This is a genomic window from Hymenobacter sp. BT730 (assembly GCF_030542105.1).
In the GTDB taxonomy this organism is placed as follows: Bacteria; Bacteroidota; Bacteroidia; order Cytophagales; family Hymenobacteraceae; genus Hymenobacter.
Genome location: NZ_JAUOFB010000001.1, coordinates 45,885 through 71,459, shown reverse-complemented (window position 1 = coordinate 71,459; position 25,575 = coordinate 45,885). Strand labels below are relative to the sequence as shown.

Genomic DNA, 25,575 nt, shown 5'->3' with positions numbered 1-25,575 from the left:
TAGCTGCTAAAACCGGAAGTTGTAAGTGATAGACGGAATCGGGTGGGCGAAAACGGCCAGCTTATAGCCTTTAATCTGTCCGTTTACGGTTTTGAAATACACCGAAAACGGGTTGTCGCGCCCGGTCAGGTTATACACGCCCAGCGTCCAGGAGCTATGGGCCAGCTTGCGCACTTTATGGTTGCCTTCCAGGTTCAGGGCAAAGTCGGCGCGGTAGTAGTCGGGCACGCGGTAGGCGTTGCGCTCGGAGTAGTACACCCGCTCGGCCCCGCCGGAATAGTACGTGGCCAGGGGCAGCGTAATGGGCCGCCCGGTGCTGTACGTGAGGTTGAGCGAGGTGCTCACGCGCCTACTGAAGCGGTAGTTGCCAATCAGGGTCAGGTCGTGGGGCTTGTCGAAGTTGCTGGGGTAGTAGCTGCCCCCATTCACCCGGTCGGCCACGGGGCCTTCATCTACCTTCACCAGGGCGCGGGAATAGGTATAGCTCACCCACCCATTCAGCTTGCCCGTGAGCTTACGCACCAGCACTTCCACCCCATACGCTTTGCCCACGGCATTTACCACATCGGTTTCCAGATGGCGGTTGAGCAGGAGCGTGGCGCCGCCCTTGTAATCCACAAAGTCGCGGGTGGCTTTGTAATACACCTCTACTGAGGTTTCAATGGTGTTGGCTTTGAGGTTATGATAGTACCCTGCCGATACCTGGTTGCCCACCTGCGGGCGGATGTGGTAGTCGCTCAGCTTCCAGATATCCGTCGGCGACACTGATACCGTGTTCGACAGCAGATGAATATACTGGCGGGTGCGGTTGTAGCTGAGTTTTACGGAAGAGTGGTCGGTGAGCGTGTAGCGGGTAGAAAACCGGTATTCCGGCCCATGATAGGTGGCCAGCACCTGGCCCGACGTGTACCGCACGGTGTCGGTAATGGTGGTAGTAGATTTGGAGCTACCCGGCCGGTAGTGGTACACGTCGTGCGGGCCCAGCGCATTGTACAGGGAGTAGCGCAAACCCATTGAAACCGACAGGCGCGGCGTGATATCAAACCGGTCAGAAGCGTAGATGGCACTTTCCAGGGCCTGTTCCTGCGGCAGCACATTGGGCTTCACCAATGACTCCGCCCCAAAGGGTTTAAGGCTGCCCGGCGCAATGTTATAAAGCAGGGAGCTGATGCCGAAATCCACCGTGTGCTGCGCGTTGGGGAAGTAGCTGAAATCGGCCAGCACATTGTACTGTCCAATATCATAGGTCAGCCGGGAAGCAGTGGCCGGGTCCCGCTCGCTGGTAATGTTGTAGGCGTATTGCGAAAGGGTGCCGGTAAATACGCCGTAGAGCTTGTTGCTGAAAGAATGCCGCCACTTCAGGCTGGCGCTTTGGTTGTGGTAGCGGTAGGCAGTATCACTGGCCAGCTGAAACTTATCGGCACTGCGGTAGCCGGTTACGTAGAGCGTGTTTTTGTCGGAAAACGAGTGGCTGATGTGCGCGGCCAGATCATAAAACGAAGCTGAGCTTTCCTGGAAAGTTTTACCAGGCAGCAGGTGCAGCAACCAGTCGGAATAGCTGCTGCGCCCGCTCAGGATAAACGCGCTTTTGTCTTTCACCAGCGGGCCTTCCAGGGTCAGGCGACTGGTAAGCGGGCCAATACCACCCGACCCCGCGAACTTCTTCTTGTTGCCGTCCCGGGTGGTAATATCCAGCACCGACGACAAACGCCCGCCATATTTGGCCGGAATAGCGCTTTTATACAGCTCCACGCCCTGCAGAATATCCGGATTAAAGGCCGAAAAGAAGCCAAACAGGTGGGAAGGATTGTAGATAACCGCGTCGTTGAACAGAATCAGGTTCTGGTCGGCCGTGCCGCCGCGCACGTTCAGCCCCGTGTTGCCTTCGCCTACCGATTTCACCCCCGGCAGCGTGAGCACCACCCGCAGAATATCGGTTTCCCCGAAAGCCGTGGGCACCTGCCGCATGGTCTTGATATCGAGCTTCTCCAGGCCCATCTGCATGCCCGACACGTTTTTGTCCTTCTCGGCCTCAATCACCACTTCCTTCAGCGGAATAATATCTTCCTCGGTTTCAATATCCAGCTTGCCGTTTCCCCGCAAAACCAGCTGGCGGCGGGTGTTTTTGATGCCGATGCCGCGCACCCGCAGCTCATGGCGGCCTACGGGCAGGGTGAGGGAGTAGTAGCCATACTGGTCGGTGCTGGTGCCTGTGTTCAGGGCTTCCACGTACACCGTGGCGCCAATGACCGGCTCGCCGGAAGCTTGCTCCCGTACGTGGCCGGCCACCGTGGCCTTGCCGCTGGCCAGCGCGCCCCCTGCTGGTCCTATTTCGTAGAGTTTAAGCTCTGAGGTACTCACGCTGGCAACCCGACCGGTGCTTCTTTCGGCCGGATTGGCCGTGGGTTCCTTGGCGGTTTGTTCGGCCGTGGGGGGCTGGAAAAAGCTGTCGGGCAGGGTAGCCAGCACGGCGGGGCTGCCCACAATAAATACGCGCTTTTCTGCCGCATCCAGCACAAACTGCAGATGGGTGCCTTGTAGGGCCTGCTCCAACGCCTGTGCCAGGGGCTGCGCGGGCAGGGTGGCCGTTATCGTCAGGCTGTCTGTCTCGGCGGGGTCATAGTAGAAATGGTAGCTCGTCTGGGTTTCCAGCTGCCGGATAAACTCCGCAAACGGCACGCGCGTGTAGGTGCCGCTCACCACGCCTCCCGTTGGCTGCTGCCCGTAGCAGGGCCACAACAACCCGCTGCAGAAAATGAACAGGATTACTATCCGATAGAACTGGGGCATGGAAAGCGCATTCGGGGAATAAGGCGAGTAGTCGTCACTAAGGGGATGTGGGAGATGCTGCCGCCGGAATCAGACTGTTGTAGTAGCCAATCAACTGCACCAGATGGGCCTCGCGGGTAGCTTTTTTAAAACCAAGCTTATGACTGCGGCTGAACTTCTGCAGCTCTTTCCGCTGCGCCGGCAGGGCGTTGAAAACGGAGGATAGCTTGTTTACCGGGTAATAAGCGTTGCCGACCTGCAGAAAAAGCTGGTCGATGGAGCGGAAGACGGGGTAATAAATTTTCTGGTCCGACAGCTCCTTCATTTCTTTTTGGCGCTTGGCCAGCACCCGCACCGGCCCATCCAGCAGCAGCTCGTAGAACCCCGTGCTGATGGGGTGGGGCGAAGCAGGTTGATTTTCCAGCCGCAGAAACCGATGCGCGCCCAGCATAAAGGCGGCCACATTTTCCTCCACCAGATGCAGATAAAAGGAAGTAGCCGGCTGCTGGAGGATCACCTGATCCAGCCGGATATCATAGAGCAGCGGAATGTTCGGGTAGGTGTGGCCCTGGTACTGCACGCTGCCCGGCTGCAGCTTGTTCGATTCAAAAAACTGGTGCCCTTCGGCCTTGCGGTAGTAGCGAGTGTAGTCTACGTACTCCTTCCCATTGTAAAGCTGCGACTGATCCTGCACCAGTGCCTCATACCGCTGGTTTAGCTGCCGGGCAGTAGTGGCCAGAAAAGCTGAATCCGGGGGCTGAGTTTGGCCCCAGGCCGGCGGGGAAACCCCCCAGGCCAGCAGAGCCAGAAATAGGAAGCATTTAGCGAATACAGCGTAACGCATCAACAGCTATAAAAGGAAAAAATAGATAGGGAGGCGCTTGCAGCACCGTTCATTGTCCAGGCCAACCCTTTTGCACCTTCTCGAAAGTTAACAATTGGCAAACTACATGGAAATAACTTTCTGATGCGCCGATATTGCTTTTACCTATCCAAGGAAATAGGCAGGAGACGTATCTTGCGGTGATGAGAACATGGTTCCTTTTTCTGTGGCTGTTGAATGGCCTGACTACCTGGGCGCAGACCCCGCCTCCCTATGGCAGCCACCGGCCAACAGCTACCGAGCATTCCAAAGCCGTGACCACTTTCCAGCAGGAGCTGAATGCGGAATACCGCAACCCCGAGGAGTCACCGCTGACGCCGGAAGACCGGGCGGCCTTCACGGGCTTGCCCTTTTTCCCGGTTAACTATGCTGTTTGTGTAGAAGGCCGGTTTGTGCGGGATTCCCTATCAGCACCATTTGCCATGCAAACCAGCACCAGCCGGCGCCCTATGTACCGGCGCTATGGCGAAGTATACTTCACACTGAATGGCAAGGCGCTCAAGCTCAATGTTTACCAAAACCAGGAGCTGATGAAGAAGCCAGGCTTCGAGGACTATCTGTTCGTGCCCTTCACTGACCTCACCAATGGCAACGCCAGCTATGGGGGCGGGCGCTACATGGATGTGCGCATCGGTCAGATTCAGGAAGGACGCCTGGTGTTGGATTTCAACCGGGCTTACAATCCCTTCTGCGCCTATAGTGGCCGCTACTCCTGCCCCGTACCACCGGCCGAAAATCGTCTGCCCGTGGCAATTGAGGCCGGTGTGATGAGCCCGCATTAAGCCCCTAGGCGGTCAGATAACTACACAAAGAAAGAGCGGGAAGCATGCTTCCCGCTCTTTCTTTGTGTAGTGGTAGCTAGTAGGGCTTACCAGCTACCACTGGCGCCGCCACCGCCGGAGCTGCCGCCGCCAAAGCCGCCGAAGCCACCTCCGCCGCCACCGCCAAAGCCGCCCCCGCCACCAAAGCCACCGCCGCCGAAGCCGCCGCTACCAAAGATGATGGGCGGAATCATGCCGCCGCCAAAGCCGCGGTTGCGCCGCCCGCCTCCTTTGCCCCCGCCCATCCGGGAGATAAACAGAAAAATAAGCAGGGCCAGTACTACCCAGAACAGCCACCCGGAGCCGCCACCATTGTCGTAGTCGCCCGTAGGGCGGGGTTCGGCCTGGTATTCGCCAGCGGCCAGCGCAAACAGGCGGTCCGTGGCGGCATCTAGGCCTTTGTAGTATTGGTCGGCGCGGAAATTGGGCACCAGCACATTGGTGATGATGCGCTTGGCCAAGGCATCGGGAATGGCGCCTTCCAAGCCGTAGCCGGTATGGATGTTGATTTTGTGCTCTTCCTTGGAAACCAGAATCAGCAGGCCATTATTCTTGCCTTTGCGGCCAATGCCCCATTTTTCAAACAGTTGCTGGGCATAGTCGGCTACCTCGGCACCCTGCAGGTTGGGTACCGTGACAATGGCCATCTGCGAGGAGGTGGAATCGTCATAGGCCACCAGCTTGCGCTCCAGCGCTTCTACTTCCTCAGGGCGCATCAGCCCAGCCAGGTCATTCACCAGGCGGGGAGGGGTAGGGCGTTCCGGAAGGGTCTGGGCGGAAAGCTGCGGAGCCAGTAGTAGCAGAAACAGCCACAGCAGATAGATGGGCCGCAATGCGGCACCGGGCCGGAAGAGAGGTAGAATCATATACGCGGCGGCGTAGCGTCGCCAAACGAAATGGAGTCGTCGAGTTCGTTCTGGTCGGTATGCGCGTTGTAGGGGAAATACCGTTGTAGCTGCTCGCCTACCATCTGAATACCCCGCTCCAGGCCCAGCACAAATTTGTGGGTTCGGAAATTTTCAAGCACTATTTCCTTCGTGGTTTCCCAGAAATCATCGGGCACGGCGGAGTTGATGCCGGCATCTCCAATGATGGCGAACTGACGGGTTTCCCAGGCTACATAAAATAAGACGCCATTGCGCTCAGCTGTGGCCTGCATATTTAGCTGGGCAAAGATCTGCGCCGCCCGGTCCAGGGGTTCCGGAGTGGGGCAGGTGTCTTCAAAGTGCACCCGGATTTCGCCGGAGGTTGTTACTTCAGCCTGCCGGATGGCTGCTATCAGAGCAGCCTCCTGCTGGGGCGTAAGGGGGTTAATCATAGGTCTGGTGGCAGTTGCCAGTTATGCAATGGGAGTTGCCAGCAAAAAAGCAGACGAGTGCCTGCCCGCTAGCGGGCAACTCCCAACGCACAACTCAATTAAAACTGTACAGTGGGCGCTTTCTGCGCGCTGGCATCGGCCTCAAAGTAGGGCTTTTCAGCGAAGCCAAACATGCCCGCGAAGATGTTATTCGGGAAAGACTTAATGTAGCCGTTATAGTCGTTGGTTACGGTGTTAAATTTTTGCCGCTCTACGTTAATGCGGTTTTCGGTGCCCTCAATCTGAGCTTGCAGCTCCTGAAAGTTGGCGTTGGCTTTTAGGTCCGGATAGTTTTCCGATACGGCCAGCAAACGACCCAGGCCGGCACTCACCTGGCTTTGGGCTTCCTGGAATTTCTTCAGGTTTTCGGGCGTGAGCTGGTCGGCGGACAGCTGCACGCTGGTGGCCTTGGCCCGTGCATTAATCACGTCGGTTAAGGTCGATTTCTCGAAGTTAGCGGCGCCTTTAACGGTGTTTACCAGGTTCGGAATCAGGTCGGAGCGGCGCTGGTAGCTGTTCTGCACGTTGGCCCACTGGGCTTTCACGGCCTGGTCCTTAGACACCATAGAGTTGTACCCGCATGAGGACTGACTCAGCATAATAACCAAACCGGCCAGATAAAGAAGGAAACGTTTCATGAGGTAAGATTGGGAAAGAAAGTGAGGGAGAGAAAATCAGGAAAAGGGGAAGGCCGACGCGGAGAAGCCGTTGCTGACGAGCTTCCTGGCCCGGTAATACTATGCATGAAATACTATATACACGTGCTGCCAGTACGAAATCAGCGCGCAGCGGTTGTATAAGCTGCTGCTAACCGCGCCGAATCCTTATTTTGCGAGTCTATCTGACCACCATTGCACAGCACATGAAAGCAGTCATTCCCGTTGCGGGCATTGGGTCGCGCCTGCGGCCACACACTCATACCCAGCCTAAGTCGCTGGTACCCGTGGCCGGCAATACCATTCTGGGGCACATCATCGACCGTTTGCGCGATGCCGGCTTCGAGGAGTTTGTGTTCATTATTGGCTACCTGGGCGAGAAAATTGAGCGCTACGTGCGCCGCGAATACCCCGATCTGAAAGCCACCTTTGTAGTGCAGGAGCCGCGCGAGGGAATAGGCCACGCCCTGTGGCTGGCCCGCGACACCTTCCGTCACGACCCCGACGGCGTACTGATTCTGCTGGGCGACACCATTGTGGATGTAGACCTGCCCAAACTGCTGGCTATGCCCGGCACCGTGCTGGCCGTGAAAGAGGTGAAAACCCCCGGCATGTTTGGCCTGGTAGAAACCAGCAGCAGCGGCCGCGTGACTAAAGTGGTAGAAAAGCCCAAAATCCCCAAGTCGAACTACGCCATGGTGGGCCTCTACAAGATTGCCAACCCCGAACGGCTGGCCGAAGCCCTGGAATACATCATAAACGAGGACCAGCGCACCCACGGCGAGTTTCAGCTGACCGACGCGCTAATGCGCCTGATTCAGCAGGGCGAGGAAATAACCACTACGCCGGTAGACAATTGGTTTGACTGCGGCCGCAAGGAAACCCTGCTGGAAGCCAACGCCCGCCTGCTCAACCGCCCCGAGTTCCTGGCCCGCCTCTACCCCGAGTTTCCCGATACCATTATTATTCCGCCGGTCAGCATTGGCAAGGACTGCCAGATTTCGCACTCCATCATCGGCCCCAACGTGGCCATCGGCGACCGGACCATCGTCAAAAACACCATCTTGAGCGACTCCATTATCGGTTCCTACTCCGAGTTGCGCTCCGCCGTCATGCACGACTGTATAGTAGGCTCTGATGCGCTGTTCCGCGGCCTAAACCACAGCATTAATATTGGTGATAACACGGAAATCGATTACAGCTAAGTCAGTTTCGTTCAGTTGTCATCCTGAGCCCAGCGAAGGACCTTATCACGCTAGAACGAGTCGTTGTTTTGATAGACGTTCTAAGGTGAAAAGGTCCTTCGCTGGGCTCAGGATGACAGTGAGGCTAACCGAAAACAAAATTTTCTGCGCAGCATTGCGTTTCGGCACAACCCGCGGGCCGGCTTGGCAGTACGCGGGGTTGCGGCTTCGGCCGTGAAACGTTACTTTGGCTCGATGCGAAACCCTGTTTTTTCTCGCCTGCTGCCGGCTATGGCAGCTGCCCTGCTGCTGGCGGGCTGTTATTCGCGGGAGGATATGAAGTCCGAAGACACCGCTACGGTATCTAAAACCACCCCGTCGGCGGAAGAAAAGCCCGCGGCCCCGGCGCCAGCGGCTTCGGAACCTACGGTGCCCGAAGGGGAACAACCCGAAGCGCCGCTGGCCCGCGCCGCTATTTTTCTGGAAGTATCCGGCTCCATGGAAGGCTTTATGCCAAAACCCGGTGCCAGTGCCGAAAATACCCGCTTTCAGCAGCACGTAGCCCAGTTTCTTTCCGATGTGAATCGGAGCACGGCGGTGCAGCAAAAGCAGTTCTTCCGCATCAAGGAAAAGCCTTACCGCGACTCCTACCAGCAGCTTTCCAGCACCGTGCGCGGGGGCATCCGGGAGCCCGCCAAAAGCACCGATATTCCCTCCGTGCTGGATACGCTGGCGAGCCATTATTATGAGCCTAACACCGTCAGCGTGCTGATTTCGGACTTTATCTACTCGCCGAAAAACGCTGGCGCTATTCCCTATATCAAAACCGATATTACGGATGCTCTGAACCGCGCCGGCCGGTCTGATCTGGCCGTATCGGTGTACGGTTATACCTCTGACTTTCACGGTACCTACTACCCGGCGCTGAAATCCGGCGGGGCCAAGCGCGCCAACTGCTGTGATACCGATATTCCGTACTATTTCTGGGTAATCGGCCCGGCCGATGCCGTGCGCCGCTTTGATGCTGCGCTGCTCAGTAAGCAACCTGCCCAGCAGGCTCATTTCGGCGTGAAATACCCCAAGCCCGCTTCCTCGCTGCTCAGCAAATTCCAGAACCAGGGTAGCTGGTACTACGGCGACGCCGGCGCCAGCAAACGGGCCGCAGGTGCTTCCTACCACACGGTGGCCGTGAGTGAAGTATCCGCCCAGCAGCCGGTTGAGTTTGTGTTGGGCTTGAACCTGGCCCCCTTGCCCGCACTGTATAATGACCTGGCGTATCTTAAAGCCAACCTACAGTTGGTAGGCGTGGATACTGACGCGAAAATCACCCAGGTATTTGCCGCCAACGACCAGACCCGCGCCAGCAGCGGCCCTGAGTCCGGCTTCACGCACTTTGTGAAAGTGCGCCTTACCCGCATGGCCAAGGCCGAGCGCCCGCTTCAGCTAGTGCTCAATAATAAGCGCCCTGCCTGGATAAATGAGTGGACCACCAAAAACGACAGCAACATCAATCAGGCGGGTGCCAAAACCTTCGCCTTCAGTAGTTTGCTGGATGGGGTGGAAGCCGTAACCACCAGTGAGCAGGACTCCCAGCCCGTTTTCAACATCCCGCTGATCCTGCAACCGGCCCGGTAATTGCCCGGCGCAACCTCCCTACGTACTAATAACTGTTCGTTTACCGTTCCTTTACCCACGCGCCATCCCGGCGCGCCTCTCTCCCCGTTCCATGAAAGCATTCTTCCGGTTCCTCTACGAAATCATTGGTTCCCCTCAACCGCCTGCGGATACTCCCGTGTACCGCGACGTTATTTTCCCCAACATTGGCCTGCTGAACCTCGGTCTTTCCCTGGCGCTGGTGGTGGTGTTCTACTATGTAATTAACCGCGCCATGGGCGTGGCTACGTTCAACAAAGGCCGCCACTGGGGTATTTTCTTCTTCCTGAATGCCGTGCTGGCCTTCATCATTGCCATTTGGCAGGCCAATGCCCAGCAGGCTACCGAGCACAGCTATATCTACTGGCTGGCCACCTGGAACGCCGTTTTGGGTATGCTGTGGTTTTTCCTTTTTTCCCTGTTACTGCGCCGCGGTTCTACCAACGCCAGTACCACCCCTTTTTAGGAGTTGGGTTTTGTTGGGTATGGATTCTTTGATAATCCGCCCCCAGCACCCCTGCTTCTAATTCCTAAGTTCTTAAGCCCTTTACTGCAATGGCTAAACTGTTTTTATTCGGCATCGGCGGCACGGGCTCGCGCGTCATTCGCTCGCTCACTATGCTGCTGGCCTCGGGCGTAGAGTTGCCCAACTGCGACCGGGTAGTGCCCATCATCATCGACCCCGATGCCCACAACGGCGACATGAACCGCACGGTGGCCTTGCTGCAAAGCTACCAGCAGGTACACCGCCGTCTGGGCCAGCAGGAAGAAGGCTTCTTTAAAACCGACATCAGCACGCTGAGCAATATCTCAGCCGATGCCAATGGCGGCGTGAAGGATACCTTCATCTTCGATTTCGGCGGCATCAACCAGAGCTTCCGCCAATACCTGCACTACGACCAGCTTTCCGTGGATTCCAAGGCCATGGTGGAGCTGCTGTTCACCCAGGACAACCTGGAAAGCCCGCTCACCATTGGTTTCCGCGGCTCGCCGAACGTGGGCTCTGTAGTGCTGAATAAGGTGGTAGAGAGTCCGGAAATGCGGTTTTTCGCCGATAACTTCCAGGAAGGTGACCGGGTATTCTTTGTGTCCAGCATTTTTGGGGGTACCGGCGCAGCTGGTTTCCCGCTGCTGCTCAAAAATCTGAAAGACCCCAACACCCGCCTCAGCAACGCCCGTTACCTGCGCGACGCGCTGACCGGCGCCGTAACCGTGATGCCGTATTTCGCGCTGCAGAGCGAGGAAAACCAAGTTATCGATTCCAACAACTTCCTGACCAAGACCAAGGCGGCGCTCAGCTACTACGAGCACAACCTACAGGGCCTGGACGCGCTGTACTACCTGGCCGACACGCCCGACACGCCCTACGACAACCAGCCCGGCGGCACCCAGCAGAAAAACAAAGCCCACCTCATTGAGCTGCTGGCCGCCCTGAGCATCGTGGACTTCATGCAGTACTCCGATGCCGAGCTGCGCAGCGGTGCGCCCCACTTCCACGAGTATGGCTTAGGTTCTGATTCGATGGAGGTGCAGTTTGGCCACCTGCCCGACGAAACCCGCGAGCTGATTGCCAAGCACCTTACCCAGTTGCTGTACTTCTCGCGCTACCACAAGCAGCACCTGCCCGATGATAAGGCGCCCTACCACGACAACCTGAAGCTGGACTACGCCCTGCGTAACGAGCCCATCTTCCGGGAGCTGAACAACCTGTTGCACAGCCCCGAATTTGGGGTAGACCAGTGGCTGAATGAACTCTCCCAGAACCGCCGCGCCTTCCGTCCCTTCGACCTGACTACCGAGGATTTCAACGCCATGATTGCCGGCAAGCCCGTGGAAAAGAAGTGGAACGACTTCTTCAACAAAGGCCTCAGTCACAACTATATCCTCGATAACCTCAACAAAGCCGATAAGTCCATCAACGAGCCCGATAACTTCAAAAAGCTGCTTGCTCTGTTCTACGATGTGACCGACAAGGCTTTTGAGGAAAAGGTAAAAGTGGTGTAATAGAACAAAAGCTCCCCTCCTCAGATGAGGAGGGGATGTGGCAGTTTACTGCCGCTGGGGTGGTTGACCTCGTTGCTGATGTTGTTTGGTTGAGCCAGCAGCACCAGAAGAAAAAACGCCTGAACCATCCCGCCCTTCGGGCACCCCTTCTTAAAAAAAGAAGGGGACTCTGTTCAAATCAAAGCAAACTTAGAATGGCTAAAGTCCTTCGCCTGCATAATAACGGGTCCCAGCAAGTTCAAGGCTGGCAGAAAACTGCCCCCGTCACCAGTACCGAAATCAATACCGTAACGGACCCCACGGGCGGCAAAGCCCGCAACCTGGCCATCAGCATCCCAACGCCGTTTGCGCGGATGCACCTGTTTGAAACAGCGTTTGATTTTCTGGCCCGCGAAGGGCAGCGCAACCCCAACTCGGTGTACCATGAGCTGGTAACGCACTATTGGGACTTGCTGGAGCTGCTTTACAACTTCCACCTCTACTCCCAGGCCGGGCGCAAACTCACGCTGCGCCGCTGGAACACGGAGGCCGAAATCCGGAAGATGCGCAGCGAAGAAGGCACCCGCCTGCTGGGCGAAACCCTGCAGCTGTTCTTCCAGGACCAGCGCTTCCAGGGCTTCTCCGACATGTACCTCATTTTCTATGAGTCGCCGGAGCTGGCGGGCGGTCCGCGCCTGCTGGGGGGCACCTCGCCACTCACGCTCCTGTTCACCGGTCCGGCCGTGAAGCCCCTGGATCTGGAGCGCCCGCAGGCCCGGGGTCATTATTTCGATGGCCAGACGGTATTGCTGGAGCAGCGCGACCCGCAGTTTCAGGAGTTTGTATACGAGCTGTTCCTGGCTTATCCGCAGCTGCGCAGCCGCGAGTTTGCCGGTAGCGTGTACGCCGCCCTCGACCGCACCCGCATCAACCAGATGCAGATGCAGGGCGACCGGACAGCCCAGCAGTTCCAGAGCCGTTTCCCGGCCCTGCCCGATGCCCAGGGCAACCTGGTATCGGTTAAAGGGGTGCCGCTGCCCGGCCGCGCCGACCAATCGGCCGTGACCAGCTCTGACCTATTTATTCAACCTACACGCGAAGCTGGTACCGGCCGTCCGCGCCCACTGGTGCTGCGTCCCAACCTCACCATGGCTGGGGCCAACTACCTCAACGGCCAGCCCTGGGACGACCGCACGCCCGTGCCTTACCACGACGAGCTGGCACTGGAAAGCCGTGTGCTGCCCGGCAAAGGCTTCAAATACCCGTATCTCACGGTTGGTGACTTCCTGGAAGACTCCCTGGTGGAGCTACCCTACGAGCTGAACACCCAGCGCTACCACACCGGCAAAGTGACGTTCCAGTACGGCGCTGATGGCCAGGGACGCGCCCGCTTCCCGTATCTGTTGCCGCTGCGTCAGGCCTTCTTCGAATATTTCACGGAGCACGAGCTGGCCGAGCTGCTCACTTTTACCATCGACCTGAACCACGTGCGCGTGCAGTTGCGGGTACCGGTGCAGGGTGGCCGCTTCATCACCTTCGAGCGCAGCTACTACACCAATCCGCAGAACCCGAAAGACGCGCAGGGTCGCGAGATTCTGGAAAAAGGCCGTATTGTGCGGGCCAACGTGGGCGTGGGCATCTTCCCCTTTTACGTGTTCCGCCAGCAGCCCGAGTACAACGACTTGTACAAGGTAATGCTGGTGGATGCCGATAACTCGCCCACCATGCTGCAACGCCGCTACGAGCTGGCCTTCTTTGCCGGCGGGGAGCGGATAACCGACCAGGGCGCCGCCCGCCGCGCCACCCGCCAGGAGCGCACGACCAAAAGCGTGGCCAGCGCTGGCAGTACCTACTACGAAATTACCGGTACACACTTCGATATTGCCGAGCTAACCTGCCCACCCGCCGTGCTGGGCGCTGCACCGGCCCGGGGCTTAGTGGTACCCCGCTGGCGTGAGCTGGAGCGCGGAACCCGCCGCTTCACTTTTGCCGTCGATTTTGGTACTACTAACACCCACATTGCCTACGCCGACAGCCCACGGGCGCATCCCCGTCCCTTCACTATTGGAGAGGCGGATGTGCAGGTGGAGTGGCTGCACGCCCCGCTGCCTGATGCCGGGCAATCGGCTACGCAGCGGTTCCGCTTTGGCGCGGGCCAGTTGCAGAACGACGTAGCCACGTTGCAAAACCGTGAGTTTGTGCCCTCCTTCGTGGGGGAAGGCGGCTCAGTGTATGAGTTTCCGATTCGGACGGCGGTGTGCGAAACCACCAGCTTCGCCAATGAGCCGGCCAAGGTGCTCAGCAACATCAACGTGGGCTTTAGCATCAACACCGAAACCCTCTCGGAACTGCCCCAGAACCGCTTTGTGACAAATCTGAAATGGTCGGCCGAGCTGGACCCGCAGGGTGTATCGCGCATTGAGGCGTTCTTCAAGGAAATGCTGCTGCTGATGCGCCACAAGGCGGCTCTGCATGGCGGTATTCTGGAAGATACCCGCGTGGTGTGGTTTGCCCCGCTGAGCTTTGATGGCTTCCTGCGCAACCAGTTCCAGCAGGTTTGGGACGAGAAGTTCCAGGAGGTATTCAAAGTGCGCCGCTCCACGGTGTGCCTCACCGAATCGGTGGCGCCGTACTACTACCTCACGGCCACCAACCAGGTGGTACCCAACCGCGACGAAAACGTCATCAACATCGACATTGGCGGTGGTACCACTGACTTGCTGGTGTTTGCTGAGCAGCATCCGGCCTTCAGCACCTCGTTCCGCTTTGCCGGCGACGACCTGTGGGGTGACGGCTACGCCCGCGTGCAGGGCGCGCCCAAGCAAAACGGCCTGCTGCGCCTGGGTGTAGCGCACGCCGAAAGCCTGCCCGACTCGGAGCAAAACCAGGAGTACAAAGGCTACCTCAACGCCGCCCTGCGCAACGCTGACTTTGGCTCCGCGGATGTTACCTCGCTGCTGTTTAAGTACGATGATGCGCTGCGCTTCTCGCAGGCGCTGGGTCTGGGCAAAGGCCGCCAGCTGCGGGTGTTGTTCTACCTGCACTACACAGCCATTATCTACCACACCGCCCAGCTGGTGCAGCACCTCGGCCTGAAAACGCCGCGCTACCTGTGCTTCTCCGGTAAAGGAAGTTTGTACCTGCGCCTGTTGGCCGGTGGGAGCAACCTGGTGGCTATTGAGAAGATTACAAAAGCCATTTTCCAGGCCGTAACCGGCACTGAAGCGCCGCATAACTTCCGCGTAATTCTGGCCGACAACCCCAAGGAGGCCACCACCAACGGCGGCGTGCTCTACGAGGACGGCGCTTCCACCGCCGACTACGACCGGATTAAACCCGTGAAGTTCACTGGCGCTCCGGATTCGGGGGAAATTGGTCAGCGCCGCCTCAAGCTGGCGCAGGTAGATGCCGACCTGAAAGCTCAGGTGCTCGAAAACGTGCGCAACTTCCTCACCCTAGTACTGGAAGGCGACGAAGTAGCGCCCTATATGCGCGAAGTAGGCGTAGACGTGGACCGGCAGCGGGTCAAGGACATTCTGCTCCGCGAAATCGAGGACAGCCTGAGCCTGGGTCTTCACCAGTTTCAGCGCCTGCTCTCCGCCGACGAAACCCTGCCGGAAACGCTGTTCTTCCTCCCGCTGAAACAGGCTTTGTATAACCTAAGCCGGGATTTGCAGAACCCAATGAACTAATGGCTGCTGCTGACTTCGCTTCTTCTGGAAGAAGCGAAGTCAGCAGTTCGCTTTTGTGCTGTATCCTCCCGAAAGACCTTTTTGCCAAACCTCATGCTTCTTTCCCACCGCGCTGCTTCTCTGCTCTTTGGCCTGTTGCTACTAACAACAGCCATCCACGCCCAAACGCCCCTCGGTCAGCCTACGCTTGATGAGCAAAAGGTGCAGATCTGGTGTGCCACGGTGAAGTTTGTGTACGAGGACACTGGCCGGCCCAACCTCAAGAATAGTCTGCAGTGCGGCAGCTCGATGAAAGCCTTCGAAAACAGCATCAAAGCCGATAGTCAGCGGGTGTACAGTGCCTTGTACCAGCCACTGGAAGGGCGCGGGGCAATGTATAAAGGCTTGAGCTCGGATAAGTCGCGCATTCAGAAGCTGGCTACTGAAATTATTAACCGGCTGAAAGCCTCGCCGGCCCGGCGCAAAGACCCGGCTCGGATGCAGGCCCTGGATGCGCTGGCTGCCAACTTGAACAGCTACGTAGAGAACGGTACCCCGCCCGGTGAGGTAGCCGCTGCCGAAGCCGCCCCCGACACAACCTCGCTTACGGACGAAACCAACACGGCTTCGCTGGATGAAGTGGGCGTGAATGAAGGAGAAACCAGTGTTCCGGCGACGCGTGCAGGCAGTGAGAATTTGATGAGTAAGTTCTTTGCTCCTCTGGCGCTGATAGTGTCCCTACTCAGCTTGTTCCTGTATGTGCTGATGCGCCGGAGCCTGAATGATTTTCAGAAGGAGCTAAGTGCCCGCATTGATAAACGCCGTGAGGAAATTATGGCTTTGCAGGTGGCCCCAGGCGGTGGCGGCGCCGCGCCGTTAATCCGCTTAACGCCGGAGATGCAGCGCCAGGTAGAACAGCTGGTGCAGCAACGGGTAGCTGATGAGCTAAGCAAGCGTCCGGCGGTTGGCGCTTCCATTACTCCGACTGGAAACGACGGCCAACAAAGACAAAATCGGAACCAGAACCAAAACCGTACCTCGGTAGAAAAGCAACGGCCTGCGCCAGCACCGGCCGCGCCAGTGAAAGAAGCAGCAACTCCTGCCCCTACACCTTTTGCTAACATCAGCCAGGCGCCCTCTGCCTACGAACCACCCATTGCTATGACCGAGACGCCCGCGCCGCCCGTAGTAACGCCGGCTGGTCCGCCGGCAGCGGCTTCGCGGGATGAGTTTGATAGCCTGGTGCCGCCCGTGACGTTGCCAGAGCCGCCGCGCCCGGTTACCCCCGGCCCGGAGCTGCGCTACGTGAAGGTGCCCGTGAATGGCGGTTTCAGTGAGTACGACCTCTCTGACCAGCCCCAGCACGATAGCATCTACCAGATTACGCTCAGCCCCCAAAACCCGGATATGGCCACGTTCCGCGTGAATCCCAACCCGGCGGTGCACGCGTATGCCATCCAAAGTGCCCAATACTCTCTGCGGGAGGCATGCCGCTACCAGCAGCCGACGGGCCCGGTGTCGCGCATTGTAACAGAGGAAGATGGCACGCTACGCCGCGTGGCGGGAGCCTGGCAGATTGACCATAAGGCCGCCATTCGCTTCGAGTAATTTTTTTCAGTGTCATCCTGACGAAGGAAGGACCTTATCCCGTAAGAGCGAGTCGTGCGTACGATTGTCGTTCCGGCGTGATAAGGTCCTTCCTTCGTCAGGATGACAGGACAGGAATACCGTTATTTACAGCACTATGCTTGAAATCATTCTCGAACTAGTTGTTGTACTGGTTGTCGTGGGCCTGCAGATACGCGAGTTTTTGCTTACCCGGTCCCGCGCGCGGCGGCTGGAGCTGCTGTATCCGGAGCGCATTGCCCTGCGTGTAGAGCGCCGCTTAGTAACGCCCGATGGGCGGGACATGCCGGACTATGCCGCTGATGCGCCAGCCGATTCCTATGTAGCCGACCTCATTAAAGCCGACCCGGCCACAGAGGACTTCCGCGACATTCTGCTGGATACCAACGAGTACCTGCGGCACAACAAAGGCGCCGCAGCTGACTTCGATATTCTCAAGGATATATCGGAGCGGCGCAGCGAGGTACTGACCAATGAAGTGCAGTCGGGAGTAGCTACGCCTCTGTATCTGGGTTTGCTGGGTACGTTTCTGGGCGTGATTTTGGGTCTGGTGGGCATTGCCCGCAATGGGGTATCAGATGAAAATGCACTGACGCCCTTTCTGACCGGGGTACTCATTGCTATGGCCGGCTCCTTTGTGGGGCTGCTGCTCACGCTACTGGGCAATGGTCTGGTGCGCCGGGCCCGCAAGGTGGTAGACGAGCGCCAGAACCAGTATTACACCTTCCTGCAGGTGAAGCTGCTGCCTATTCTGCACTCGGATATGGCCGGCTCGCTCACTAACCTGAAAGCGGTGCTCGATGCCTTCAATCAGGATTTCGTGGGCAAAGTCACGCTCTTCGAGCCCATTCTTAACACTATTACCGAGAACATCCGGGTGCAGCGCGACTTCCTGGTGAAACTGGAGGAAATAGGCTACGACCGGATGGCGCAGGCCAACCTGGAAGTGTTTGATAAAGTGCGGGAGTCGGCGGAAATGTTTGGGCAGTTTACCGGCTACCAGCAGAAGCTGAACCAGATGCTGGCCGAGGGCACCAACACCGCGCACAGCGTAGCCGGTATTCTGGACCGCCTACGCGGCTTTGAGCGCGGCATCAACGACCTGGGCCAGTACATCGGCCAAAACGATAACCTTATCCAGCACCAGCTCGACTTCTTCCAGCGACACCAGAAGGAAATGGACGCCCTGCGCAGTCGCACCGAGCAGTACTTCGACCAGGCTTCTATGTCGCTGACGGACCTGATGCAGAAGCGCCTGCAGTACCATGAGCGGGACGCCCAGCAGGCCTACGAAAAGTGGGGTGAGTACTTCCAGCGCATTAATCAGGACAATGTATTTGAGCGCATCATGCGCCAGCTGGATCCGCTGAAAAATGTAGATGCCAGTCAGCAGGCCCTCAGCCGCGACGTTACGGCCACCCAGCGGGAGCTGCTCCGCAAAGTGGAGCTGGATTCCCAGATTCAGGCCAAGCTGCTCGCGGAGTTATCCAACCTGAATACCGTGCTAGTAAAGGCTACCGCGAAGAATCGTTTTCAGCGGTTTATGGATAAGCTGTTTGGCGGGGTGCAGCCGCAGTAAGTTCTAGCAGCCATATCGTCCTATGCCGACCTCTTCTACTAAAAGCCGCGAATCCAACGACTTCTTCTGGCCCAGCTACGTGGACCTGATGACGTCGCTGTTCGTGGTGATGCTGGTGCTTTTTGTGTACAGCTTCAAGCTCTTCAAAGACCGGGAGCGGGAGTTGAAAGAAGCCAACGGCGAACTGAAAGCCAAGGCCATTGAGCTGGAGCAGATTACCCGCATCCGGGAGTCGCTGCGCCGGCTGGAAGGCCAGTACTTCCGCTACGACCCGCAGAATGAGCGTTACGAACTGAAGCTGGACGTGCAGTTTAAAGCCGGCCGCGACGAAATTCAGGAGCGCGACAAGCCGGCGCTGCTGCGGGCCGGGCGCCTGCTGCAGGACCGCCTGCGCAGCCTGAGCGCCAGCTCCCGGGGCCAGAACGTGCGCTACCTCGTGATTGTGGAAGGCATGGCTGCCCGCTACCTCTACGATGAGGCCCGCACCAAGCGCGACGAGCAATTTGCCTACCAGCTCAGCTACCGCCGCGCCCTGAACCTGCTGAACCTATGGTCGCAAAACGGCCTGAATTTCAACCGGGACCAAAGCATTGAGCTGATCATTGGCGGCAGCGGGTTTTATGGCACCGGGCGCTACCCGGCCAGCCGCGAAGGCCAGAACAAACGCTTCCTGATTCAGGTAATTCCGAAGGTGGGGAGGATGCGTGCTTAACTGGGCTTTTAGTTCTCCTAATAAAATGCGCACCAGCTACTACCTTAGTGGCCTCCCATCTTCCGGGTATCTCCCCATTGCCCTAACTCTTAGTTCCCGCTATGAAAGTTTGTACGCTTTGCCTGCTTACGTTAACCACCCTAGCTGCCTGTAGCCCGTCTCGGCCGCTCAGCCAGGGTACTACTGGCACTGCCAACACTACTTCTTCCACAACTGCCGTGTCTACCACTACCAGCTCTCCGGTTTCGCGCCAGAAACTTGTTTATCCTACTCCTCGCAAAAGCAATCAGACCGATGACTACCACGGCACGTCCATTACGGATGCGTACCGGTGGCTGGAAGATCCGGATTCCCCGGAAACCAAGGAGTGGGTAACGGCGGAAAACAAGCTCACCTTCGGGTATCTGAACAAGATTCCGTTCCGGGATAAAATCCGGGAGCGGCTCACCCAGATCTGGAACTACGAGCGGTACGGTATTCCGCAACAGGAAGGGGAATACCTGTATTTTCAGAAAAACGACGGCCTGCAAAACCAGGCCGTACTGTATGTGCAGAAGGTAGGGGAGGACAAGGAAGAAGTCCTGCTCGACCCCAACAAATTCTCCGCGGATGGTACTACGGCGCTGGCCGGAACCTACTTCTCCAACGACCACCGCTATATGGCCTACGCCACTTCCGGCGGTGGCTCCGACTGGCAGCAGCTGAAGGTGATGGACCTGAAAACCCGCCAGCCGCTGAAAGACGAGCTGCAGTGGGTAAAAGTATCCGGCGCGGCCTGGGACAAAAACGGTTTTTACTACAGCCGCTACGATGCCCCCAAACCGGGGGAAAACAAGCTTTCCGGCAAAAACGAATTCCACAAAGTATACTACCACCGCCTGGGCACTGACCAAAGCGCCGACAAGCTGGTGTACGAGGACAAAACCATGCCCCTGGGCTTCCGCTACGCCGGTACCACCGATGATGAGCGGTTCCTGGTAGTTTACCTGACCGATGGCAAAGCTGACGGCAACCGTCTGCTGGTGCGCGACCTGAAAGCTGCGAAACAGGCCAGCAAATTCACGGCTGTGGGCAGCACCTACGAGTATAACAACTCCGTGGTAGGCAATATTGACGGCAAGCTGCTGGTGCTCACCAACTACAAAGCGCCCCGCTTCCGGCTGGTTCTCATAGACCCCGAAAAGCCCCAGGAAGCCAACTGGAAAGACGTGCTGCCGCAAACCGCTGATAAGCTGGAGGAAGTAGCCCAGGTAGGTGGCCAGCTGATTGCCTCTTACCTGCACGATGCCAGCAGTCTGGTGAAAGCCTACTCGGAAAAAGGCGAGTTTCAGCGGGATATTACCCTGCCGGCCATTGGTACCGCCAGCGGCTTTCATGGCCGCCGGCAGGATAAGGAGGTGTATTACGCCTTCACCTCGTATGCCTACCCCACTACCATTTACCGCTATAATGTAGCCAGCGGCCAGAGCACCGTCTTCCGCCAGCCCAAGGTAGATGTGAATCCCGATGACTATGTGGTGCAGCAGGTGTTCTACGCCAGCAAAGACAAAACAAAGATTCCGATGTTCATTGTGCACCGGAAAGGGCTGAAGCTGGATGGGCAGAACCCCACGTACCTCTACGCCTATGGCGGTTTTAACGTGTCGCTCACGCCGGGTTTTAGCGTAACTCGGATGCTGTGGCTGGAGAATGGCGGCGTGCTGGCCATTCCTAACCTGCGCGGGGGCGGCGAGTACGGCGAGGCCTGGCACCAGGCCGGCATGACGCCCAACAAGCAGAATGTATTCGATGACTTTATTGCGGCCGCCGAGTACCTCACCATTCAAAACTACACCAACCCGGAGAAGTTGGCCATTGCCGGTGGTTCTAATGGTGGACTGCTGGTAGGAGCCATTATGACGCAGCGCCCAGAGGTAGCGCACGTGGCCTTCCCGGCCGTAGGTGTGATGGACATGCTGCGCTACCAGAAGTTCACTATCGGCTGGAACTGGGTGCCGGAGTATGGCTCTTCTGATAACTACGCACAGTTCCAGAACCTGTACAAGTTCTCCCCCCTGCACAATCTAAAATCGGGCGTAAACTACCCCGCCACGCTCATTACCACTGCCGACCACGACGACCGGGTAGTGCCCGCGCACTCCTTTAAGTTTGCCGCTACGCTGCAGGAAGTGAATTCAGGGCCCAATCCCCAGCTGATCCGGATTGATGTAAATGCCGGCCACGGCGCGGGCAAGAGCACCAAGCTGCTGATTGACGAGTGGACCGATGTCTGGTCGTTTGCGTACTACAACATGGGTCTTAACCCGTATGGCCGCGCGCTAAAGTAACGCCGGCTTGCTTTCTTACTATTTATGGGCTTTCCGGACGGGCTTCGTATCTTGCGGCCCCAAACTCGAATCTGCCTTGATTTTCTGGCTTATCCAATGAAAAAAACGCTCTTGCTCGGTCTGCTGGCCGGCGCTTCCCTGACGCTCACGGTGTCGTCGTGCAGCAACCCTGACTTCCAGAAGAACGATGAGGTTGTTGATTCCCCACTGCCCCCGCTGCCCGCCGCTGCCACTGGGCAGGACTCAGCTGCTACTGCTGAAGCCGCTGCGAAAGAGGAAATCAACGCCGTGAATGCCACGAATGCCATCAAAAAGATGCAACCCCAGATGTGATTTTCCAGGGTACTGAATACAAAGCAATGAGCAATGGCCCCCAGGAGCTGTTGCTCATTGCTTTTCGGCCCAACTCGTAATTTGCGTGCCTCTTTATATTTCTTACTATGACTACCATTCGCCGCGGCACCGAAGCCGACCTGCCCCGCGTGCGGGAGCTGATTCTGGAACTGGCCGAATATGAACGCGCCCCTCACGAAGTAACCACTACGCTGGAGGATATGCGTCGCGACGGATTCGGCCCCCAGCCTATTTTCGGGTTTTTCGTGGCCGAAACGCCGGAGGCCGGTATTCTGGGTATTGCGCTCTACTACACGGCGTACTCTACCTGGAAAGGCCGCATGCTGTACTTGGAGGACCTGGTGGTAACCGAAGCTGCCCGCGGTACCGGACTGGGCAAGCTGCTGTTTGATGCCGTGGTAGCGGAGGCCCGCACCACCGGCGCCCACCGCCTGAAGTGGCAGGTGCTGGAGTGGAATGAGCCGGCTATTGGTTTCTATAAGCGCATCGGGGCCAATCTGGATCCGGAATGGCACAACGGCAATATGTCGGCGGCAGAGCTACAGGCGTATGTTTGCAACCCGGCCGTAGAGGCTGCGGTGCGTGGATAAGCCTAAAATGTCAACTTAAAACGCAAAGGCCCCTTCTGAGTAGGAAGGGGCCTTTGCGTTAGTTAGCTCAATCGAAAAGATGCTTAATCCAGCACTTCCAGCATAGTGCGGAAGGAGGCGTAACGGCCCCCAAAGTGCTTTTCCATATCGGCGCGCAGGGCCGGGGCCGCTACTTGCTGGTACTCTTCCAGCTGCTCTAAGCTCACGCAGTAGTACTGGGCGGCATAGGTTATGCCATTGTCTTCCTCATTAAGCAGACGACAGAGCTGGCTTTTTAGAAAGAAACCGGTTTCCATTACCTCTGGCATATGGGTATCGCGCATGTATGCTACCCAGAGTTCTTCAATTTCCGGGTCGAGGCTGCTGGTGACGTTGTAAAGAATCATGGGAAAGCAAATGAAATAGGTTGGCCGGGGCCGGCGCGGCCAACGGGCCGCAAATATATTTCTCAGACCCGCATATTGTCGGGCTGCAGCAGGTTGATGCGCTCATTAATAGCGGCCGGTGGAAGCTTCTCGCGGATGGCAGCCTGCACCAGCCCGGGCAACTCGGCATCGTTGGCGTAGCGCAACGCAGCTATCTGCTTAAAAGTAAGCTGCTGCTCCAGGGGCTGAAAACTGTCACGAGTGATTTCAAAATAGCGCTGCCGCATTTCCAGGCGAATGATACGGTCTTGCAGCTTAAGGGCATAATGCTGGCGCATCATCCAAAGCATCCCCAGTACCAGGAAAGCCAGCATGGCAATGGAAAACCATAGCCGCGAATCGTTGCTGTCAGTGCCGGCCACGGCGGTGTAGCGCCGGCCGGTATAGAAGGCCATAACCAGCGCCGCCGGCAATAGTATAAAGTGATGGGGGACGTACCAGCGAACCGTGCGCCGGGGAGGAGAGGGGGCCATGACTAAGGTGGAAAAGAGACGAAGCTGACTCCAGGTCGGGGCCGAAAATGAGATACTGGTTTCTGGGTCGGAAAGTTTACCTACTGGCTATTCTCCCCGCTTATTCATAATAATCCAGCTCTTTACCATAGCTCTCGGGCAGCGTAGCCACGGCCCATACTGCTACCAGCAGCACCAGGGCTGCCAGCGCCGCGGCGGCACCTACCAGCGTAAATGGTCCCTTCAGCGCCTGAAAAGCCAGGGTCATGGGTACTACCGAACCCCGTACAAAATTGGGAACTGTAGTAGCCACGGTAGCGCGCACATTGGTGCCAAACTGCTCGGCAGCTATGGTTACAAATACCGCCCAGTAGCCGGAGGCCAGCCCCAGCGCAAAGCATATGATATAGGCCGTGCTGAGAGAAGCTCCCCGCAGCGCAAACAGATACACGGCAATTAATACTGCACTCAGGCCCAGAAACAGCAGCATGACCCGGTTGCGGCTACGCCAGCGCTGGGAAAGCCAGCCGGTCAGAAAGTCGCCGAATACCAGCCCAAAATAGCACCAGAATATCCCTTTCCCCGCTGAAACCTCGCCGCTGATGCCCAGCTCCCGGCCGAACTCCGGCGCAAAGGTGATAAGGATGCCTACCACAAACCACAGTGGAATACCCATTAGAATGCACTTCAGATATTTGCGCAACTGCTCAGGTTTCATCAGCAAACCCAGAAAGTCGCCCCGACGGATGTGAGCCGCTGCTGCTGCCCGCTCAAACATACCCGACTCAAATACACTCACGCGCAGTACCAGCAAAGCCAGCCCCAGCCCGCCACCAATAAAATAAGCCGTGCGCCAGCCAAACTGCTCACCCACCCAATAGGCCAGCATAGCCCCGGATACGCCTACCGTGGCCACAATCATGGTGCCGTAGCCGCGCTTCTCTTTAGGTAGCACCTCACTTACCAGCGTAATGCCCGCGCCTAGCTCCCCGGCCAGACCAATACCCGCTATCAGTCGTAGGGCAGCATATTGCCACAGCTCCTGTACAAATCCGTTGGCAATGTTGGCCAGGGAATACAGTAAAATGGAGCCGAACAGCACCGTTAGGCGGCCGCGCTTATCGCCCAGAATACCCCATAGAATACCGCCCGCCAGCATGCCGGCCATTTGCATGTTCAGTAACAGCACTCCTTGGTCCAGAATAGCGGCGTCAGCAATACCTAGCGCTTTCAGACTGGGCACCCGCACAATACTGAACAGCACCAGGTCATAGATATCTACAAAGTAGCCCAGGGCCGCTACTACCACGGCTGCACTTAGCAAAGAGGCATGCTGGGTGGGCTTTTCAGACGAAGTCAGTTGCACAAAAAAGAAGGTGGGATGAGGAGGAAGGAGAGGAAAGTACGGTTTGACATATCGAGATAAGCAGATTTTTCCAAATCGGCCCGCCATCTACCAAAAAAGCCGCTCCAGCAAGGAAGCGGCTTTTTGTAAAAGGTCCGAAAGATTGGTTAAGAGGTACCTGTCCGCACGTCGCACACATCAGAAGCGCACGCGGCGGGGGAGGCTTCTTCAATCTGAATAGTAGCGTGGCCGATGTTGAAATGTTGCTGTAAATCGGCCTGCAACTGGTGCAGAAAAGCATTGTGGTGCGGGTAGTCTGGCCGCACCAGGTGTACCGTGAGGGCAGTTTCCTGAGTGCTGATGGGCCACACATGCAGATGATGCACCTGCTGCACGCCCGGCTGAGCCAGCAGAAAATGCTGCAGTGCATCCAGGTCGATGCTCACCGGAACGGCCTGCAGGCTGAGCTGCAGGGTTTCGCGCATTAGTCCCCACGAGCCAAAAGCCACCACGCTCAGAATGACAAAGCTGATGGCCGGGTCGAGCCAGAGCCAGCCCGTCCAATACACTAGCGCACCGCCCACTACTACGCCCACCGATACCAATGCATCCGTCAGCATATGCAGGTAAGCACCGCGCACGTTCACGTCGCCGTGCTGCCCGCGGCTGAAGAGCCAGGCTGTGAAGCCATTCACTATAATGCCCAGGCCCGCCAGCAACATCACCAGTTGGCCATTCACGGGTGCCGGGTGCCGCAGGTGCTCTATAGTATCCCAGAGAATAATACCTAGCGCCACATATAGTAAAGCGGCATTTACCAGTGCCGCCTGAATGGTAGCTCCTTTGAAGCCATAAGTGAAGCGGGCTGAGGAAGGTCGCCGGGCCAGCCACGCGGCGCCCCAGGCCAGGGCCAGGCTAAGCACATCACTCAGGTTGTGGCCGGCATCAGAAAGCAGGGCGGATGAGTTGGCCCATATGCCACCCGCGGCTTCAGCCGCCACAAAGGTCAGATTTAGGGCAATGCCCCAGCCAAACGCCCGCCCGTGCTGTATGGAAGCCGCCAGCCCTTGCTGATGACCGTGACTGTGGCCGTGATGATCATGCACCATATATCCAGGGAATACGGAGATGGAAAAGGAACGGAATCAACCAGTAAACGAAGCTACGCGCCATCTGGCTGTATGCCTC

At 57.5% G+C, this 25,575-nt stretch carries 21 protein-coding genes; 12 read left to right on the top strand and 9 right to left on the bottom strand.

Translation table 11 applies throughout. The annotated features are described in order from the left end of the window. Positions 1 to 6: 6 nt before the first annotated feature. Positions 7 to 2,790, bottom strand: coding sequence for a TonB-dependent receptor (locus Q4G72_RS00300; protein ID WP_303309439.1), 2,784 nt, complete (start codon positions 2,788 to 2,790; stop codon positions 7 to 9). Positions 2,791 to 2,827: 37 nt separating this feature from the next. Further along, a complete protein-coding gene (locus Q4G72_RS00295) occupies positions 2,828 to 3,613 on the bottom strand; it encodes a hypothetical protein (RefSeq protein ID WP_303309438.1) in 786 nt (261 codons plus the stop codon). A 182-nt stretch (positions 3,614 to 3,795) separates the two neighbouring features. On the opposite strand from Q4G72_RS00295, the gene Q4G72_RS00290 reads away from it, so the two are divergent. Continuing rightward, positions 3,796 to 4,434 (top strand): DUF1684 domain-containing protein, encoded by a 639-nt coding sequence (locus Q4G72_RS00290; RefSeq protein ID WP_303309437.1) that lies wholly within the window; start codon positions 3,796 to 3,798, stop codon positions 4,432 to 4,434. Between the two features lie 86 nt (positions 4,435 to 4,520). Here the strand turns inward: Q4G72_RS00290 and Q4G72_RS00285 are convergent, their stop codons facing one another. The 3 genes from Q4G72_RS00285 to Q4G72_RS00275 form a co-directional block, all read right to left on the bottom strand. After that, positions 4,521 to 5,339 carry a TPM domain-containing protein gene (locus Q4G72_RS00285; protein ID WP_303309436.1) on the bottom strand — a complete coding sequence of 273 codons (819 nt, stop codon included), beginning with the start codon at positions 5,337 to 5,339 and terminating at the stop codon, positions 4,521 to 4,523. Beyond that, a complete protein-coding gene (locus Q4G72_RS00280) occupies positions 5,336 to 5,791 on the bottom strand; it encodes a TPM domain-containing protein (RefSeq protein ID WP_303309435.1) in 456 nt (151 codons plus the stop codon). Before Q4G72_RS00280 ends, Q4G72_RS00285 begins: the two co-directional genes overlap by 4 nt. 98 nt (positions 5,792 to 5,889) lie before the next feature. Further along, the gene (locus Q4G72_RS00275) at positions 5,890 to 6,468 is read right to left on the bottom strand and encodes a LemA family protein (RefSeq protein ID WP_303309434.1); all 579 of its coding nucleotides are present in this window, start codon (positions 6,466 to 6,468) and stop codon (positions 5,890 to 5,892) included. 224 nt (positions 6,469 to 6,692) lie between these two features. Here Q4G72_RS00275 and Q4G72_RS00270 point away from each other — a divergent pair, with 224 nt between their 5' ends. The 11 genes from Q4G72_RS00270 to Q4G72_RS00220 all read left to right on the top strand — a co-directional run bounded on the left by Q4G72_RS00270 (position 6,693) and on the right by Q4G72_RS00220 (position 22,165). Further along, entirely contained in the window at positions 6,693 to 7,691 is a 999-nt protein-coding gene (locus tag Q4G72_RS00270; RefSeq protein ID WP_121236527.1) for a sugar phosphate nucleotidyltransferase, read from the top strand. Positions 7,692 to 7,925: 234 nt separating this feature from the next. Next, entirely contained in the window at positions 7,926 to 9,305 is a 1,380-nt protein-coding gene (locus Q4G72_RS00265) for a hypothetical protein (protein ID WP_303309433.1), read from the top strand. Between the two features lie 91 nt (positions 9,306 to 9,396). Further along, on the top strand, positions 9,397 to 9,789 hold the full coding sequence (locus Q4G72_RS00260) for a hypothetical protein (RefSeq protein WP_303309432.1): 393 nt from the start codon (positions 9,397 to 9,399) through the stop codon (positions 9,787 to 9,789). 89 nt (positions 9,790 to 9,878) lie between these two features. Continuing rightward, entirely contained in the window at positions 9,879 to 11,327 is a 1,449-nt protein-coding gene (locus Q4G72_RS00255; RefSeq protein ID WP_303309431.1) for a hypothetical protein, read from the top strand. 194 nt (positions 11,328 to 11,521) lie between these two features. After that, positions 11,522 to 14,998 carry a hypothetical protein gene (locus Q4G72_RS00250; RefSeq protein WP_303309430.1) on the top strand — a complete coding sequence of 1,159 codons (3,477 nt, stop codon included), beginning with the start codon at positions 11,522 to 11,524 and terminating at the stop codon, positions 14,996 to 14,998. A gap of 93 nt (positions 14,999 to 15,091) precedes the next feature. Beyond that, on the top strand, positions 15,092 to 16,585 hold the full coding sequence (locus Q4G72_RS00245) for a hypothetical protein (RefSeq protein WP_303309429.1): 1,494 nt from the start codon (positions 15,092 to 15,094) through the stop codon (positions 16,583 to 16,585). A 136-nt stretch (positions 16,586 to 16,721) separates the two neighbouring features. Continuing rightward, on the top strand, positions 16,722 to 18,182 hold the full coding sequence (locus tag Q4G72_RS00240; protein WP_303309428.1) for a MotA/TolQ/ExbB proton channel family protein: 1,461 nt from the start codon (positions 16,722 to 16,724) through the stop codon (positions 18,180 to 18,182). Positions 18,183 to 18,204: 22 nt separating this feature from the next. Then, the gene (locus Q4G72_RS00235; RefSeq protein WP_303309427.1) at positions 18,205 to 18,894 is read left to right on the top strand and encodes a hypothetical protein; all 690 of its coding nucleotides are present in this window, start codon (positions 18,205 to 18,207) and stop codon (positions 18,892 to 18,894) included. 101 nt (positions 18,895 to 18,995) lie between these two features. After that, the gene (locus Q4G72_RS00230) at positions 18,996 to 21,221 is read left to right on the top strand and encodes a prolyl oligopeptidase family serine peptidase (protein WP_303309426.1); all 2,226 of its coding nucleotides are present in this window, start codon (positions 18,996 to 18,998) and stop codon (positions 21,219 to 21,221) included. A gap of 96 nt (positions 21,222 to 21,317) precedes the next feature. Then, entirely contained in the window at positions 21,318 to 21,554 is a 237-nt protein-coding gene (locus Q4G72_RS00225) for a hypothetical protein (RefSeq protein WP_303309425.1), read from the top strand. A gap of 107 nt (positions 21,555 to 21,661) precedes the next feature. Further along, a complete protein-coding gene (locus Q4G72_RS00220; RefSeq protein WP_303309424.1) occupies positions 21,662 to 22,165 on the top strand; it encodes a GNAT family N-acetyltransferase in 504 nt (167 codons plus the stop codon). 83 nt (positions 22,166 to 22,248) lie between these two features. On the opposite strand, the gene Q4G72_RS00215 is transcribed toward Q4G72_RS00220, so the two are convergent. The 4 genes from Q4G72_RS00215 to Q4G72_RS00200 all read right to left on the bottom strand — a co-directional run bounded on the left by Q4G72_RS00215 (position 22,249) and on the right by Q4G72_RS00200 (position 25,496). After that, positions 22,249 to 22,551, bottom strand: coding sequence for a DUF4286 family protein (locus Q4G72_RS00215; RefSeq protein ID WP_303309423.1), 303 nt, complete (start codon positions 22,549 to 22,551; stop codon positions 22,249 to 22,251). Positions 22,552 to 22,613: 62 nt separating this feature from the next. Further along, entirely contained in the window at positions 22,614 to 23,063 is a 450-nt protein-coding gene (locus tag Q4G72_RS00210) for a DUF6526 family protein (RefSeq protein WP_303309422.1), read from the bottom strand. 100 nt (positions 23,064 to 23,163) lie between these two features. Next, the gene (locus Q4G72_RS00205; RefSeq protein WP_303309421.1) at positions 23,164 to 24,408 is read right to left on the bottom strand and encodes an MFS transporter; all 1,245 of its coding nucleotides are present in this window, start codon (positions 24,406 to 24,408) and stop codon (positions 23,164 to 23,166) included. Positions 24,409 to 24,554: 146 nt separating this feature from the next. After that, entirely contained in the window at positions 24,555 to 25,496 is a 942-nt protein-coding gene (locus Q4G72_RS00200; protein ID WP_303309420.1) for a cation diffusion facilitator family transporter, read from the bottom strand. Positions 25,497 to 25,575 lie beyond the last annotated feature (79 nt).